At 54.5% G+C, this 16509-nt stretch carries 13 protein-coding genes and 1 rRNA gene; 11 read left to right on the top strand and 3 right to left on the bottom strand.

The features are described from left to right. Nucleotides 1–94: 94 nt before the first annotated feature. The 6 genes from proV (at nt 95) to emrB (ending at nt 7637) form a co-directional block, all read left to right on the top strand. Nucleotides 95–1285, top strand: a complete 1191-nt coding sequence (gene proV / locus K5Y32_RS12695; protein ID WP_222184363.1) for a glycine betaine/L-proline ABC transporter ATP-binding protein ProV — start codon at nt 95–97, stop codon at nt 1283–1285. Nucleotides 1286–1287: 2 nt separating this feature from the next. Further along, nucleotides 1288–2466, top strand: a complete 1179-nt coding sequence (gene proW, locus K5Y32_RS12690) for a glycine betaine/L-proline ABC transporter permease ProW (protein WP_101763436.1) — start codon at nt 1288–1290, stop codon at nt 2464–2466. Between the two features lie 63 nt (nt 2467–2529). Next, nucleotides 2530–3525 carry a glycine betaine/L-proline ABC transporter substrate-binding protein ProX gene (proX, locus tag K5Y32_RS12685; RefSeq protein ID WP_101763435.1) on the top strand — a complete coding sequence of 332 codons (996 nt, stop codon included), beginning with the start codon at nt 2530–2532 and terminating at the stop codon, nt 3523–3525. Between the two features lie 707 nt (nt 3526–4232). After that, nucleotides 4233–4763 carry a transcriptional repressor MprA gene (gene mprA / locus K5Y32_RS12680; RefSeq protein WP_008101638.1) on the top strand — a complete coding sequence of 177 codons (531 nt, stop codon included), beginning with the start codon at nt 4233–4235 and terminating at the stop codon, nt 4761–4763. A gap of 148 nt (nt 4764–4911) precedes the next feature. Continuing rightward, nucleotides 4912–6084, top strand: coding sequence for a multidrug efflux MFS transporter periplasmic adaptor subunit EmrA (emrA, locus tag K5Y32_RS12675; RefSeq protein ID WP_222184361.1), 1173 nt, complete (start codon nt 4912–4914; stop codon nt 6082–6084). A 17-nt stretch (nt 6085–6101) separates the two neighbouring features. Continuing rightward, nucleotides 6102–7637, top strand: coding sequence for a multidrug efflux MFS transporter permease subunit EmrB (gene emrB / locus K5Y32_RS12670; protein WP_176971478.1), 1536 nt, complete (start codon nt 6102–6104; stop codon nt 7635–7637). 38 nt (nt 7638–7675) lie between these two features. Here the strand turns inward: emrB and K5Y32_RS12665 are convergent, their stop codons facing one another. Beyond that, on the bottom strand, nt 7676–8788 hold the full coding sequence (locus K5Y32_RS12665) for a tRNA/rRNA methyltransferase (protein WP_222184358.1): 1113 nt from the start codon (nt 8786–8788) through the stop codon (nt 7676–7678). Between the two features lie 156 nt (nt 8789–8944). Between K5Y32_RS12665 and trxC the strand changes: the two genes are divergently transcribed. From trxC to K5Y32_RS12635, 5 genes are all read left to right on the top strand, one after another. Next, entirely contained in the window at nt 8945–9364 is a 420-nt protein-coding gene (gene trxC / locus K5Y32_RS12660) for a thioredoxin TrxC (protein WP_222184356.1), read from the top strand. 91 nt (nt 9365–9455) lie between these two features. Beyond that, nucleotides 9456–10160, top strand: coding sequence for a tRNA-uridine aminocarboxypropyltransferase (locus K5Y32_RS12655; protein WP_222184354.1), 705 nt, complete (start codon nt 9456–9458; stop codon nt 10158–10160). Nucleotides 10161–10247: 87 nt separating this feature from the next. Then, complete coding sequence (locus K5Y32_RS12650) at nt 10248–12905, top strand: bifunctional acetate--CoA ligase family protein/GNAT family N-acetyltransferase (protein WP_222184881.1); 2658 nt, start codon at nt 10248–10250, stop codon at nt 12903–12905. Nucleotides 12906–13021: 116 nt separating this feature from the next. Beyond that, nucleotides 13022–14377, top strand: coding sequence for a CDP-diacylglycerol--serine O-phosphatidyltransferase (gene pssA, locus K5Y32_RS12640; protein WP_222184352.1), 1356 nt, complete (start codon nt 13022–13024; stop codon nt 14375–14377). Between the two features lie 3 nt (nt 14378–14380). Then, nucleotides 14381–14701 (top strand): YfiM family lipoprotein, encoded by a 321-nt coding sequence (locus K5Y32_RS12635; protein ID WP_222184350.1) that lies wholly within the window; start codon nt 14381–14383, stop codon nt 14699–14701. Here K5Y32_RS12635 and K5Y32_RS12630 read toward each other — a convergent pair whose 3' ends face one another. Both K5Y32_RS12630 and rrf read right to left on the bottom strand, forming a co-directional pair. Beyond that, nucleotides 14702–16006, bottom strand: coding sequence for an MFS family transporter (locus tag K5Y32_RS12630; protein WP_222184348.1), 1305 nt, complete (start codon nt 16004–16006; stop codon nt 14702–14704). It lies immediately after the preceding gene. A 232-nt stretch (nt 16007–16238) separates the two neighbouring features. Then, nucleotides 16239–16354: ribosomal RNA gene (rrf, locus tag K5Y32_RS12625) — 5S ribosomal RNA — on the bottom strand. Nucleotides 16355–16509: the final 155 nt, after the last annotated feature.

Here is a 16509-nt window from a genome sequence, read left to right as displayed (position 1 = left end):
GATAATTTCACTATGTTAGGGTATAGGGCGCTTAATTTTACTCAGGACCACAACAAGAAATAGTTAAACATTTAACCGGGAAATTAATTACTGCATGGCAATTAAACTCGAAGTAAAGAATTTATATAAGGTATTTGGGGATAATCCCGAAAAGGCATTTAAGCTGATCGATAAAGGCGAAAGCAAAGAGAGTATTCTGGCAAAAACCGGCCTCTCTGTTGGCGTCAAAAATGCCAGTCTGGCCATTGAAGAAGGCGAGATCTTCGTCATCATGGGGCTTTCAGGTTCAGGTAAGTCCACCATGGTTCGCCTTCTCAATCGTCTGATCGAGCCCACTCGCGGCCAGGTAATCATAGACGGTGTCGATATTGCCAAAATATCGGAATCGGAACTGCGTGAAGTCCGCAGAAATAAGATCAGTATGGTATTTCAATCCTTCGCGCTGATGCCACACATGACGGTGCTAAATAATGCCGCCTTTGGCATGGAATTAGCCGGCATTCCTTTAGTCGAACGTCAGGAAAAAGCGCTGGAAGCATTGCGTCAGGTTGGCCTGGATAATTACGCCCACTCTTACCCCGATGAACTTTCTGGCGGTATGCGTCAACGCGTTGGATTAGCCCGCGCATTGGCGATTAATCCTGATATTTTATTAATGGATGAAGCTTTCTCAGCACTTGATCCGTTGATTCGTACCGAAATGCAGGATGAACTGGTAAAACTGCAGGCCAAACATCAGCGTACCATTGTATTTATTTCTCACGACCTCGATGAAGCGATGCGTATTGGCGACCGTATTGCCATTATGCAGGGCGGCGAAGTGGTACAGGTCGGCACGCCGGATGAAATCCTCAATAATCCTGCCAACGATTATGTGCGCACCTTCTTCCGCGGCGTCGATATTAGTCACGTGTTTAGCGCCAAAGATATTGCGCGTCGCAGTGCGGGTTCACTGATCCGCAAAGCCGCCGGTTTTGGTCCGCGATCCGCCATCAAGCTGCTGCAGGATGAAGATCGCGAATATGGCTACGTGCTGGAGAAACAGAAGTTTGTTGGCGTGGTGTCCACCGATTCATTGAAAGCCGCGCTGGCGGCCGGTGAAGGGCTGGATAGCGCGCTGCTCGACACGCCCTTAGCGGTTCCTGCCGATACCTCCCTGAACGATCTGCTGTCGCATGTGGCACAAGCGCCCTGCGCCGTGCCGGTAGTCAGCGAAGAGAATCAGTACGTCGGTATCATTTCGAAAAGCATGCTGTTGCGTGCTTTAGACCGTGAAGGAGCCTAATCATGAGCGAACAAACAGCGAATCCGTGGGAAAGCGCCAGCCAAACCACCCAGCAACCTGCCACCACTGATACCAGCCCCGCCGCCAGCAGCAGCGATCCCTGGGCGAGCGGCGGTGCCGCGCCTGCAGATAGCAGCTCCGGCAGCGCCGATGCATGGGGCGATCCCTCCGCCGCCAGCAGCGGTGGCCACGATGCCGCCAGCAATGCTGCCAGCAGCAGCGACTGGCTGAGCAGCGCACCCGCTCCCGCGCCGGAACATTTCAACCTCATGGACCCGTTCCATAAAACCTGGATTCCGCTTGATAGCTGGGTGACTGAAGGCATTGATTGGGTGGTCAGCCATTTCCGCCCGGTGTTTCAGGGCATTCGCGTGCCGGTGGATTACATCCTCAGCGCGTTCCAGCAGTTACTGCTCGGCATGCCCGCGCCGGTAGCGATTGTGGTGTTCGCACTGATCGCCTGGCAGATTGCCAGCCCGGCGATGGGCATTGCTACGCTGGTCTCGTTGATTGCCATTGGCGCGATTGGTGCCTGGTCGCAGGCGATGGTGACGCTGGCGCTGGTGCTAACCGCCCTGCTGTTCTGCATCATCATCGGCTTGCCGCTCGGCATCTGGCTGGCGCGCAGTGAACGTGCCGCGCGCATTATTCGTCCGCTGCTGGATGCGATGCAGACCACGCCAGCCTTCGTCTATCTGGTGCCGATCGTCATGCTGTTTGGTATCGGCAACGTGCCGGGCGTAGTGGTGACCATTATCTTTGCGCTGCCGCCGATTGTGCGCCTCACCATTCTTGGGATTAAGCAGGTACCAGCCGACCTGATTGAAGCGAGTGAATCCTTCGGTGCCAGCCCGCGTCAGATGCTGTTCAAAGTGCAGCTGCCGCTGGCGATGCCGACCATCATGGCTGGCGTAAACCAGACGCTGATGCTGGCGCTGTCGATGGTGGTGATCGCCTCGATGATCGCGGTTGGCGGTCTCGGTCAGATGGTGCTGCGCGGCATTGGTCGCCTGGATATGGGCCTCGCCACCGTCGGTGGCGTGGGCATCGTGATCCTCGCCATTATCCTCGATCGCTTGACGCAGTCGATGGGCCGCGACAGCCGCAGCCGTGGCAGCCGTCACTGGTACAGCACTGGCCCGCTCGGTCTGCTGATGCGCCCTTTCAGTAAAAAAGCCTGATTTCAATGGGCGGTCCGCTGCGGCCGCCCGTCTTCGACGTAACACGTAAAATAAGGAATGACTATGCGCAAGACAGCTCTCATCGCCGCCGTCCTGACGACGTTCGCCGCGACGCACGTGTCCGCCGCCGACCTGCCCGGTAAAGGCATCACCGTTAAACCGACGCAGAGCACCATCTCTGAAGAGACCTTCCAAACGCTGTTGGTGAGCCGCGCGCTGGAGAAACTCGGTTATACCGTTGAGAAGCCAAGCGAGATTGATTACAACGTGGCGTACACCACCATCGCAGCCGGTGATGCCACCTTTATTGCCACCAACTGGCAACCGCTGCACGACGATATGTATAAAGCCGCGGGCGGCGATGCGAAGTTTTATCGCCAGGGCACTTACGTCGGTGGCGCGGCTCAGGGTTACCTGATCGATAAGAAAACCGCCGAGCAGTATCACATCACCAATATTGAACAGCTGAAAGATCCCAAGATCGCCAAACTGTTTGATACCAATGGTGATGGCAAAGCGGATTTGACCGGCTGTACGCCAGGCTGGGGCTGTGAAGCGGTGATTAATCACCAGATTGATGCCTACAAGCTGAGCAACACCGTGGAGCACAATCAGGGCAACTACTCGGCGATGATCGCCGATACCATCACGCGCTTTAAACAGGGCAAACCGGTGTTTTATTACACCTGGACGCCGTATTGGGTCAGCGACGTGCTGAAGCCGGGTAAAGATGTGGTATGGCTGCAGGTGCCGTTCTCTTCACTGCCGGGCGAGCAGAGCAAAGTCGATACCAAGCTGGCGAACGGGGCTAACTACGGTTTCCCGGTGAACACCATGCATATCGTCGCCAACAAAGCCTGGACCGAGAAAAATCCGGCCGCGGCAAAGCTGTTTGCTGAGATGAAGCTGCCGATTGGCGACATCAACGCCGAGAATGCGGCGATGCATGCGGGCCATGCTTCTGAAGCCGATATCAATGGCCACGTTGATGGCTGGATCAAAGGTCACCAGGCGGAATTCGATAAGTGGATTCAGGACGCACTGGCGGCAGCGAAGTAACGCATTTACATTAGCGTTGGTATTGTAGCGGCGCGATTTATCGCGCCGTTTTTCATGCAATCAATCCACTTTAAGAACTCAGCGCAATAAATTGCGCCGCTACGGCAAATGGCTGCCTCCCCCTTTTCCTTTCACCCGATAAGCGAAGCGTGCGCTATAGCGCACTGGTACGTCCTGTTAATTAACACACCATTGAAATAATTTTTTCGGTTACTATTACCTACAAATGATTATCTCTCTTATCCGCACGCAATGACTGCTTCCCGTTTAGCGATCAAATTCCATCACTTAGGCTGGTGTCGCATTCGCGCGGGCTTTGTTAAGAGTATGTTAATCAACACCTTGATTTACGTGGATAAGCGGCGCGCGAAAAGTGTTTAGAAATCGTAAAGATGGTTCTAAACCGCTGAGCAATACTATTCATTAATGATTGGGTTTGTTATGGTTAGCCGCGCAGTTATTCACCAGAGTTATTTTTTCTCGCGAAATTATTTATCTGTAAAAAGGTTTCCCGAGACGAATTGATGGCATCGGCTGCCTGTATGTTCAGGTGGGATGTCAGGGCAAAATGCCCAGGGTTAAGGAACAACCTGGAATGTCAGATGTTGACTATGTGATCGTGCTAACAATCACCTGCGGAAATTGTGACTACGCTTAATCTGTCACCATCATTACTATACCAGTTGCAACTAAGAGGTTTTTTTAAAATGGAAAGTTCGTTTACTCCCATTGAACAGATGCTTAACATCCGTGCTAACCGCCATAAAGATTTTCCGCTGCAGGAGATCATTTTGACCCGCTTGTGCATGCACATGCAGGGTAAACTGCTGGATAATCGCAACAAAATGTTGAAGGCGCAGGGAATTAACGAGACCTTATTCATGGCGCTGATTACCCTTGATGCACAGGAAAATCAGAGCATTCAGCCTTCAGAACTGAGTTCTGCCCTCGGCTCTTCACGCACCAATGCCACGCGTATCGCTGATGAGCTGGAGAAGCGCGGCTGGATCGAACGTCGTGAAAGCGAGAACGACCGTCGCTGCCTGCATCTGCATTTGACCGAAAAAGGCAATGAATTCCTGCGCCAGCTGCTGCCACCGCAGCATCAGAGCCTGCAATACCTGTGGTCTTCGCTCTCTACTAACGAGCAGGATCAGCTGGAATCGATTACCCGTAAGTTACTTAACCGTCTCGATAAAATGGACGAAGATCAGGTTATCGCTTCCCTGTCGCGCTAATAGCAAGAAGTGCGACACAATCACCTTCCGAAATCGCTATTTTAATCCCCTTTTGTCCGGCCAGCGCTTAAGTGCTGGCTTTTTTGACTCGGGCAACCGTGTTGAAGGATCGGCACATCCCGACTAAATGGAAAACGTGGAGAACGACATGAGTGCGACAGCGGAAGCTCAAAGCCCGCAACAGCCAGCGAATAAAAAGAAGAAGCGCAAAGGTGTGCTGATCCTGCTGGCTATCGTGTTTGTAATTATTGGTGTTTCGTATCTGGCTTACTGGTATTTGGTGCTGCGTCACTTCCAGGAAACCGATGATGCGTACGTAGCAGGTAACCAGGTGCAGGTGATGGCGCAGGTTTCTGGCAGCGTAAACAAAGTGTGGTTTGATAACACCGACGTGGTGAAGAAAGGCGACGTCCTGGTGTCGCTGGATAAAACCGATGCCGAGCAGGCGTTTGAAAAAGCGCAGACCGCGTTAGCCACCAGCGTGCGTCAAACCCACCAGCTGATGATCAATGGCAAACAGTATCAAGCCACCATCAAGCTGCAGCAAACCGCGCTGGAACAGGCCGAAGCTGACCTGAAACGCCGCGAGCCGTTGGGCGCGTCTAATCTGATTGGCCGCGAAGAGCTGCAACACTCGCGTGATGCCGTGGCGACAGCCAAAGCGCAGCTGGATGTGGCAGTGCAGCAATACAACGCTAACCAGGCGATGATTCTGAATACCTCGCTGGAAAATCAGCCCGCGGTACAGCAGAGTGCGGCTGAGCTGCGCGATGCCTGGCTGGCGCTGCAGCGTACTGAAATCCGTAGCCCGATTGATGGCTTCATTTCACGTCGCAGCGTACAGGTTGGCTCGCAAATCTCCACCACCACCCCGCTGTTGGCGGTGGTGCCGTCCACTAATCTGTGGATCGACGCAAACTTCAAAGAGACCCAGCTTGCAGGTGTCCGTATCGGCCAATCGGCCACGGTGATCAGTGATATCTACGGCGATGACATCGAGTATCACGGCAAAGTGGTGGGTCTGGATATGGGTACCGGCAGCGCCTTCTCGCTGCTGCCTGCGCAGAACGCCACCGGTAACTGGATTAAAGTGGTCCAGCGTCTGCCGGTGCGTATCGAGCTGGATCCGAAACAAGTGGCGGAACATCCGCTGCGTATCGGCCTCTCCACGCTGGTGAAAGTGGATACCCAAAACAAAGAGGGTGCCACGCTGGCCAGCACCGTGCGTTCGCAAGCCGCGTATGAAAGTAATGCGTTGGCAATCGACCTCGCGCCGGTTAACCAGCTGATTACTGACATCGTTCGTGCCAACGCTGACTAACGCCGCGGGAGGCTGTTATGGCACAAAAACCGCTTGAAGGTGCGCCGTTAGTCCTGATGACCATCGCCCTGTCGCTGGCGACGTTCATGCAGGTACTCGACTCCACCATCGCTAACGTGGCGATTCCGACCATCGCCGGTAACCTCGGTGCCTCGAACTCGCAGGGCACCTGGGTGATTACCTCTTTCGGGGTGGCGAACGCCATCTCGATTCCGATTACCGGTTGGCTGGCCAAGCGCATCGGTGAAGTGAAGCTGTTTACCTGGTCGACCATCCTGTTTGTATTGGCGTCCTGGGCTTGCGGCATGTCCGAAAGCCTGGAGATGCTGATTTTCTTCCGCGTCATTCAGGGCGTGGTTGCCGGTCCGCTGATTCCGCTGTCGCAGAGTTTGCTGCTGAACAACTATCCGCCAGCGAAACGCAGCGTGGCGCTCTCGCTGTGGGCGATGACGGTGATTGTGGCGCCGATCTGCGGTCCAATTCTCGGCGGCTGGATCAGCGATAACTATCACTGGGGCTGGATCTTCTTCATCAACGTGCCGATTGGCTTGGTGGTGGTGTTGCTGACGCTGCAAACGCTGCGCGGACGTGAAACCAAAACCGAAATCCGCCCGATCGATATGGTCGGCTTAGTGCTGCTGGTGGTGGGCATTGGCTCACTGCAGGTAATGCTGGATCGCGGTAAAGAGCTCGACTGGTTCAGCTCAACTGAGATCATTGTGCTGATGGTGGTCGCCGTGGTGGCGTTGCTGGTGTTGCTGGTGTGGGAGCTCACCGACGACCATCCGATAGTCGATTTGTCGTTGTTCAAGATGCGCAACTTCACCATCGGCTGTTTGTCGATCAGCCTGGCCTATATGCTCTACTTCGGCTCGATAGTGTTACTGCCGCAGCTGTTACAGGAGGTATATGGCTACACCGCCACCTGGGCCGGATTGGCGTCGGCACCGGTGGGGATTCTGCCGGTGATTCTGTCGCCGATCATTGGCCGCTTCGCCCACAAGCTGGATATGCGTAAGCTGGTGACCTTCAGCTTCATCATGTATGCCGTCTGTTTCTACTGGCGCGCCTACACCTTTGAGCCGGGGATGGATTTTGGTGCATCGGCGTGGCCGCAGTTTATTCAGGGCTTTGCGGTAGCGTGCTTCTTCATGCCGCTCACCACCATTACGCTGTCGGGCTTACCGCCAGAGCGTATGGCTGCGGCATCGAGCCTGTCGAACTTCGTGCGTACGCTGGCGGGTTCCATCGGTACCTCGATCACTACCACCATGTGGAGTAACCGTGAATCGATGCATCATAGCTATCTGTCGGAGTCGGTGAATCCGTACAACGTCAATTCACAGCAGATGTATGACCAGCTGCAAAGCATGGGCATGACCCAGCAGCAGGCCTCGGCGTATATCGCGCAGCAAATTACCAATCAGGGTCTGATTATCTCGGCGAATGAGATCTTCTGGGCATCGGCGGGAGTGTTCTTGATCTTGCTGGTGCTGGTGTGGTTTGCGCGTCCACCATTCGGTGCGGGCAGTGGCGGCGGTGGCGCTCACTAAGCGATACAAACAAAAACGGGCCTTGCGGCCCGTTTTTTTTATGCGTTCTGACGCCACCATTCGGCGAGCAGAATACCGGTCGCCACTGACACGTTGAGGCTTTCAACGTTGCCGGTGCCACCAATCGACAGGCTGAGATCGCCCTGCTGGAAGGCGCTGTCTGACAGACCTTCGCTCTCCTGACCTAACACCAGCACCATTTTGGCAGGCAGCTCGGCTTTCGCCAGCGGTGTGCCTTCGTGGCTTGAGGTGGTAACGATGGTGTAACCCGCTTTACGGAACGCTTCCAGACCATCGGCAAAGCTTTCGCCGCTGATCGCCTGTACGTGCTCAGCGCCACCTTCGGCGGTACGTACTGCCGCACCTGACTCCAGCAGCGAAGCATCATTCACCAGCAAACCTTTCACACCGAAGTGCGCGCAGCTACGCATAATGCCGCCGAGGTTGTGCGGGTTGCTGACATCTTCCAGCGCCAGTACGCAATCTTTGGTCGGTGCCTTGGTCAGCCACTCGGTAACCGGCATGCCCATGCGTTTTTTGATGATGAAGCACACGCCACCGTGGTGTTCAGTACCTGAAGCTTTGGTCAGCTCAGCATCTTCCACCACATGATAGGCTTTGCGGTTGGCCGCCAGCCAGCGCAGAGTTTCACGGAAACGCGGTGTTATGCTCTGAATAAACCAGGCGCGCACGATGCTTTCTGGACGGCTCAGGAACAGCGCCTGACAGGCATTTTCACCGTAGACGCGCGTCTCTTCCTGACGCTGACGGCGAATCTGCTCGGGATCGATGACCGGCTTGTTCGCGGCATCATCCAGTTGGCTATCATCCGCGACCAGCGGACGAGAAACGGTGCGCCACGGCGAATCACCGAAGCTGCGGTTGTCGTCACCACGATCGTCACGACGACCAAAGCTGCGGCCGCGTTCGGTATTATTCGCACCGCGCGGTGCCGAGCTGCGTGCGCCGCTACGGCCACCTTCTTCATTATTACGTGCACCGCTGCGAGGACCAGAACGACGATTATCTTCCTGGCGCGCAGCAGGACGGCCGCCTTTGCCGGTACGGGGATTCGGCTTTTGACCACCCTCCTCATCACGTACGTACATCACTTTTACCTTGCCGCTTTTGCCTTTAAATTCGTCGTTCATCTGTTCCTCCAGCATTGAGAGCGCGAAGATTACCTGATGTGTCGGTGCTTAGCTATCAACTATTGAACCTATTGGGCAATCCAGATTGAGCATAGCACTCAACCTTTTCATAATGTCCGGCAATCATCAGATTTACAGGTCCGGGTTGAGGTAAATATGAATACAGTTTGTGCCTCCTGTCAGGCAACCAACCGCGTGCCTGAGTCGCGCATTGCCGATGGAGCAAAATGCGGTCGTTGCGGCGGCGAGCTATTCAACGGTGAAGTCGCCAACGCGACGGCAGCCACATTGGATAAGTATCTGCAAGACGATCTGCCGGTGGTGATCGACTTCTGGGCGCCGTGGTGCGGCCCGTGCGTTAACTTCGCACCGGTATTTAAAGATGTCGCCGACGAGCGTCGCGGCAAGGTGCGCTTCGTGAAAGTGAATACTGAAGCCGAACCCGCGCTCAGCTCGCGTTTCCGCATTCGCAGCATTCCTACTATTATGCTGTTCAAGAACGGCGAGATGGTCGACATGCTGAATGGCGCAATGCCAAAAGCGCCCTTCAACGAGTGGCTAGACGAATCGCTGTAAACCGCTGATGGCCAGCCGCGTGCTGGCCTTCCTTATTACCTTTCCCGGCTGATTCCATTACACTGGCGTTTTTTCTCCTACCTGCGAATTTATGTTTGAAAATGCCGTTCTGCGCTTACGTGCGCAACGTTTAGCGCGCGCCACGCGCCCGTTTCTTGCACGCGGTAATCGTGTCATTCGTTGCCAACGCTGCCTGCTGCCGCAGAAAAACTGTCTGTGCGCCACCATCCAGCCTCAGCAAGCGCGCAGTCGCTTCTGTCTGGTGATGTTCGATACCGAGCCGATGAAGCCGAGCAATACCGGAAGGTTAATTGCCGATGTGCTGCCGGACACCGAGGCGTTTGGCTGGTCACGCACCGAGCCGGATGCCGCGCTGCTGGCGGTGGTGAAGAACGCGCATTATCAGCCGCTGGTGGTTTTCCCGGCGTCTTACGCAGATGCCGATCGCGAAGTGCTCACCAGCCCGCCGCTCACCGGCAAACCGCCGCTGTTTATTATGCTCGACGGCACCTGGACGGAAGCGCGCAAGATGTTCCGCAAAAGTCCGTGGCTGGATGCGTTGCCGGTGATGTCGCTCAACGTGTCTGCGCCCTCGCGCTACACGCTGCGCGAGGCCCACGGCGAAGGCCAGCACTGCACCGCCGAAGTTGCTGCCGCGCTGCTGGAACAGGCCGGGGATCTCGCCGCCGCCGCAGAATTGCAGCACTATTTCGCCCGCTTCCGTCATGCTTATCTGGCGGGGAAACCGCATCATCCGATTCATGCTCTGGAAGAAGCATTGAGTAGCGGAATCTGAAGCTGGCTCTCAGCCTGCGATCGGTGAATCGGCACGCGCGCTAAAAAGCGTTTACAATCATGCCAATCTTGATAGCAGGAGCGGATGATGAGCCAACGCGGACTGGAAGCGCTGTTACGACCTAAATCAATCGCGGTAATCGGTGCGTCAATTACACCGGGGCGCGCCGGCTACTTTATGATGCGTAACCTGCTGGCCGGTGGATTTAGCGGTCCGGTATTGCCGGTGACGCCGAAGTATAAAGCGGTGAGCGGCGTGCTGGCCTGGCCGGATATTGCCAGCCTGCCCTTCGCGCCCGATCTCGCCATCATCTGTACCCACGCCAAACGTAATCTCGAACTGCTGCAACAACTGGGCGAAAAAGGCTGTAAGGCCTGTATTATTCTCTCGGCGCCGTCCAGCCAGCTGGAAGAGCTGAAAGCCTGCGCCAGTCAGTGGCAAATTCGCCTGCTTGGGCCCAACAGCTTAGGTTTGCTGGCGCCTTGGCAAGGGTTGAATGCCAGCTTCTCGCCAGTGCCGATTGCTAAAGGTCGCATTGCTTTTATTTCGCAATCCGCTGCGGTCTCTAACACCATTCTCGACTGGGCGCAGCAGCGTAACCTCGGTTTCTCCTGGTTTATCGCCTTGGGTGATAGTCTGGATATCGACGTTGATGATCTACTGGATTTCCTCGCGCGCGACGGTAAAACCAGCGCCATTCTGCTCTACCTCGAACACCTCAGCGATGCGCGTCGCTTTGTTTCCGCTTCACGCAGCGCCTCACGCAATAAACCGATTCTGGTGATAAAAAGTGGTCGCAGCCATCAGGCGCAGGCGATGATCGGTACCCACAGCGGATTGGATGCTGCCTGGGATGCGGCGATTCAGCGCGCCGGTTTACTGCGCGTACAGGATACGCACGAGCTGTTTACGGCGGTTGAGTCACTGAGCCATATGCGTCCCTTGCGCGGCGATCGACTGATGATCATCAGCAACGGCGCGGCCCCGGCGGCGCTGGCATTGGATGAACTTTATGCGCGCAACGGTAAGCTGGCGACGCTGAGTGACGAAACGTTGCAAGCGCTGGCCACACTGCTGCCGGAAGGCGTTGGTCGCGGCAATCCGCTGGATTTGAAAGATGACGCGACTCCAGCGCGCTATGTCGCCTGCATTGAACGGCTGCTGGATAGCCATGAACTCGATGCACTGATGATCATTCATGCGCCAAGCGCCGTTTCACCTTCGAGCGAAACCGCCGAGCAGATTATCGCTGCGGTTGCCAGACATCCGCGTGGCAAGCAGGTCACGCTGCTGACGAACTGGTGTGGCGAATACTCCTCGCAGAGCGCGCGGCGCGCGTTTACTCAGGCTGGCATTCCCACCTGGCGCACGCCGGAAGGCACCGTTACCGCCTTCATGCATCAAGTGGAATATCGCCGCAACCAGAAACAGCTGCGTGAGACGCCCGCGCTGCCGATCGGTTTGACGCAGAACAGCGCGCAGGCGCATCAGTTGATTCAGCAAGCACTGGATAAAGGCATCACCACGCTGGACACCCACGAAGTGCAGCCGGTGTTGCAGGCTTACGGCCTGGCGACGCTGCCCACCTGGATTGCCAGCGACAGCGCCGCGGCTGCCAGCATCGCCGATCAGATTGGCTATCCGGTCGCGCTCAAGCTGCGTTCGCCGGATATTCCGCACAAGTCTGAGGTACAAGGCGTAATGCTGTATCTGCGCAGCGCTGCAGAAGTAGAACAAGCGGCTGAAGCCATTTTCGATCGCGTGCGCGAAACCCATCCACAGGCGCATATTGATGGCTTGTTGGTGCAGAGTATGGCGAATCGCGCGGGAGCGCAGGAGTTGCGTGTGGTGGTCGAACAGGATCCGCTGTTTGGTCCCATCATCCTGCTGGGCGAAGGCGGCGTGGAGTGGCAGCCCGACAAGCAAGCCGCCGTGGCTTTGCCGCCGCTGAATATGACGCTGGCGCGCTATCTGGTGATTCAGGCGATGAAAAGCGGCAAAGTTCGCAGCCGTAGTGCGTTGCGACCACTGGATATCACCGGGCTTAGCCAGCTGTTAGTGCAGGTTTCAAACCTGGTGGTCGATTGTCCGGAGATTCAGCGCCTGGATATTCATCCGCTGCTGGCATCAGCTGACGAATTCACGCTGCTGGATGTCACGCTGCAGCTGGCGCCTTTCAATGGTGATAACGAAACACGGCTGGCGATTCGTCCTTACCCGCATCATCTTGAAGAGCAGGTGCAGCTGAAAAATGGGCAATATTGCCTGTTCCGCCCGATCCTGCCGGAAGATGAACCGCAGCTGCGCGCCTTTATCGCCCAGGTAACGAAAGAAGATCTCTACTATCGTTACTTCAGTGAAATCAATGAATTCACCCATGAAGATTTGGCGAATATGACGCAAATTGATTACGACCGCGAAATGGCGATTGTCGCTGTACGGCAGCACAACGGCGTCGACGAGATCATTGGCGTAACACGTGCGATCTCCGATGCCGATAATATCGATGCTGAATTCTCCGTGCTGGTGCGGTCTGACCTGAAAGGCTTGGGCATGGGCAGGCGCTTACTGGAGAAGATGATTCGCTATACGCGCGATCATGGCCTGCAACAATTGAACGGTATCACCATGCCAAACAATAGCGGCATGATCACGCTGGCGCGAAAGCTCAATTTTCGCGTGAATATTCAATTGGATGATGGCATTGTCAGCCTGAATTTGCCGCTCGGTGATGTCTTCAGCTAACCTGTACAGAAAGGTAAAATTCCTCCTCTACAGGCCGGTTGATGGTATTATTTACCGTTAGGATCATGATTTGATGGCAAAAGGCCATGCAATGAACAGAGAAGAAGTGCACTGTGATGTTGTCTAAATTTAAACGTAATAAACACCAACAACACCTCGCACAGCTGCCTAAACTGTCACAATCCGTGTCGGATCTGACGACGCTTTACTCGCCTGCCGAGTTTCGCGAAACCCTGCTGACGAAAATTGCCGCAGCAGAAAAGCGTATCTGTATCACCGCGCTGTATCTGGAGAATGATGACGGCGGTCGGGGAATAATGCAGGCGCTGTACGCAGCGCGTCAGGCACGTCCGGAGCTGGATGTCTGTATTCTGGTTGACTGGCATCGTGCGCAGCGTGGTCGTATTGGCGCTGCTCGCGGCGTGACCAACGCTGACTGGTATTGCGAAATGGCGACTCAGCACCCGGATATCGCTATTCCGGTTTACGGCATTCCGGTTAACACCCGCGAAGCGCTCGGCGTGCTGCATCTGAAAGGGTTTATCATTGATGATATGTTGCTCTACAGCGGCGCGAGCCTGAACGATGTCTATCTGCATCAGCATGATAAATACCGTTATGACCGCTATCAACTGATCCGCAATCCACAGCTTACTGATACCATGTATGCGTGGATCTGCGAAAATCTCAAGGATTCCGATGCGGTTAACCGCCTCGATAAAACTGAGCGCCCTTCCAGCCCGGAAATCAAAAACGAAACGCGTCAATTCCGTCAGGAGCTGCGCAGCTTTAACTATCAGTTTACCGGCAATGCAGATAATGAATCCCTTGCCGTCACGCCGCTGGTTGGCCTGGGCAAACGCAGCCTGCTGAACAAAACCATTTTCCATTTGATGCCTTGCGCCGAGCGCAAGCTGACATTATGTACGCCCTATTTCAACCTGCCGGCTATTCTGGTGCGTAACCTGATTCAATTACTGCGTCAGGGTAAAGAAGTTGAGATCATTATTGGCGATAAAACGGCCAATGATTTCTACATCCCGCCAGAACAGCCGTTTAAGATTATCGGTGCGCTGCCTTATCTCTATGAGATTAACCTGCGTCGCTTCCTTAGCCGGTTGCAGTATTACGTGAATAACGGTCAGCTGACGGTGCGCTTGTGGAAAGATGGTGAGAACAGTTATCACCTGAAAGGCATTTGGGTGGATGACGAATGGATGATGATCACCGGCAATAACCTCAATCCACGTGCGTGGCGACTGGATCTGGAAAATGCGGTGCTGATTCACGATCCGCTCAATCAATTGGTCGAGCAGCGCGAAAAAGAGCTGGCGTTGATTCGTGAGCATACTTCCGTGGTGCAGCATTATCGCGAGCTGGAAAGTATTTCCGATTATCCGGCGAAGGTTCGCAAGCTGATCCGTCGCCTGCGCCGTATCCGCATCGATCGCTTGATTAGCCGTCTGCTCTAGCCGATGCGTGCGCTCATCCTCTGCGTGGTTTTGCTGTGTAGTGGATGTGCGCATGTCGCCAATGATAACTGGACCGGCAAAGACAAAGCGCAACACTACTTCTCTTCTGCTGTTCTGGCTGCCGCAGGTAGCGAGATTTCTCAGCATCAAAATTACAGCCGCGGGCAGAATTTGCGTTTCGGCTTTCTTTTCTCGTTGAGTTTTGGTGTGGGGAAAGAGTTATATGACAGCCGCTCAGCGGGGAGCGGCTGGAGTTGGAAAGATCTTAGCTGGGATGTCGCCGGCGCCGCCAGCGGTATCGCACTGTGGAATCTCAGTCAGTAACTACAGCGCAATCCCCTTCCCTTTGCGATGCAGCATCAGCGATACCAGGAATGCTAAAGCGCCCATTGCCGAAACATACCAGAAGAAGCTGGTTTCAATACCTTCCCTTTTCAGCAGTAAGGCTACGTACTCTGCTGAACCACCAAAAATAGCATTCGCCACCGCATAGGAAAGCCCAACGCCCAGCGCGCGGACTTCCGGCGGGAACATCTCTGCTTTCAAAATGCCACTGATAGCGGTGTAGAAACTGGTGATGATTAGCGCCAGCATGATCAAGGCAAATGCCAGCCAACTGCTTTGCACATTTTGCAGCAATAGCAAAATAGGTACCGTACAGATAGCTGCCCCGGCACCAAAAATCATCATTGAGGCGCGACGACCAATTTTATCTGACAGTGCGCCAACTATCGGCTGAATCAACATGAATACCAATAAGCAACCGGTCATTAATCCACTGGCACTGCGCGCATCCATCCCAGCAGTATTCACCAAATATTTTTGCATGTAGGTGGTGAAGGTATAGAAGCTTAGCGAACCGCCTGCGGTAAAGCCCAGCACCATCAGAAATGCACGGGTGTGATTGCGCAGTAAGCCGGTAATGCTGCCGGCGTCACGATGTTCACGGTGTTTTTTCTCTGAGGTTTCGTTGAGTGAACGACGCAACCACAATGCCACCACAGCCAGCACCGCCCCGAGGAAGAACGGGATACGCCATCCCCAGCTGCGAAGTTCTTCATCACTGAGGATTTGCTGCAAGACTACAACGGTCAGCACCGCTAACAGTTGGCCGCCAATGAGCGTCACATACTGGAAAGAGGCATAAAATCCTTTTCGTCCTTCCAATGCTACTTCGCTCATATAAGTGGCGCTGGTACCGTATTCCCCACCAACCGATAATCCCTGAAACATACGCGCCAGCAGAAGAATGATAGGCGCGGCCAGGCCAATTTCGCTGTAGCCAGGGAGGCAAGCGATCACTAATGATCCCAGACACATCATGCACACTGAGATCAACATTGAGGTTTTGCGGCCGTGACGATCGGCAATGTAGCCAAATAACCATCCACCGATCGGACGCATCAGAAAACCAGCGGCAAAGACGCCAGCTGTTTGCAGCAATTGGGTGGTGGTATCCCCGCTTGGGAAGAATACGTGGGCAAAATAGAGTGAGAAGAAGGAGTAGACGTAGAAATCGAACCATTCGACTAAGTTGCCGGATGATGCCCCGACAATCGCCCAGATGCGCTTTTTACTGTCGGCTGCCGTTTCCGATAGTGCTACTTTTTGTTGTTGTGAGTCAGTCATGCTTACCTCTTTTCCTTGCGAATAATTAGCGCCAAAGGATTCAGTAAAGCATCTATTAAGTGGTTGCGGGAATTGTCTCTATTCCTGGAGTACAAAATGTGACTGCCGCGGAGTTTTTAGTGCAATTTCTTGCTGATTTTCACGTAAATTCAGCCATCTACTGGCTTCATTCCGCTATGTACAGACGTAAAAAAGCCCCGAACTTTCGTTCGGGGCTTCTTCACTATCTGATGCCTGGCAGTTCCCTACTCTCGCATGGGGAGACCCCACACTACCATCGGCGCTACGGCGTTTCACTTCTGAGTTCGGCATGGGGTCAGGTGGGACCACCGCGCTAAAGCCGCCAGGCAAATTCTTTGCGCAAAAACGAATGTCATTCGCTTCCGCTAAATCTTTAATCCGTAAAACAAGCTGAAAATCCGGTCTCTCAGACCAAAACGCCTCTGGCGTTGTAAGGTTAAGCCTCACGGGTCATTAGTACCGGTTAGCTCAACGCATCGCTG

It is taken from the genome of Pantoea sp. DY-15 (genome assembly GCF_019795935.1).
GTDB classification, from domain to species: domain Bacteria; phylum Pseudomonadota; class Gammaproteobacteria; order Enterobacterales; family Enterobacteriaceae; genus Pantoea; species Pantoea leporis.
Note: the sequence above shows the minus strand (reverse complement) of the source record. Positions and strands in the feature narration are given on the sequence as shown.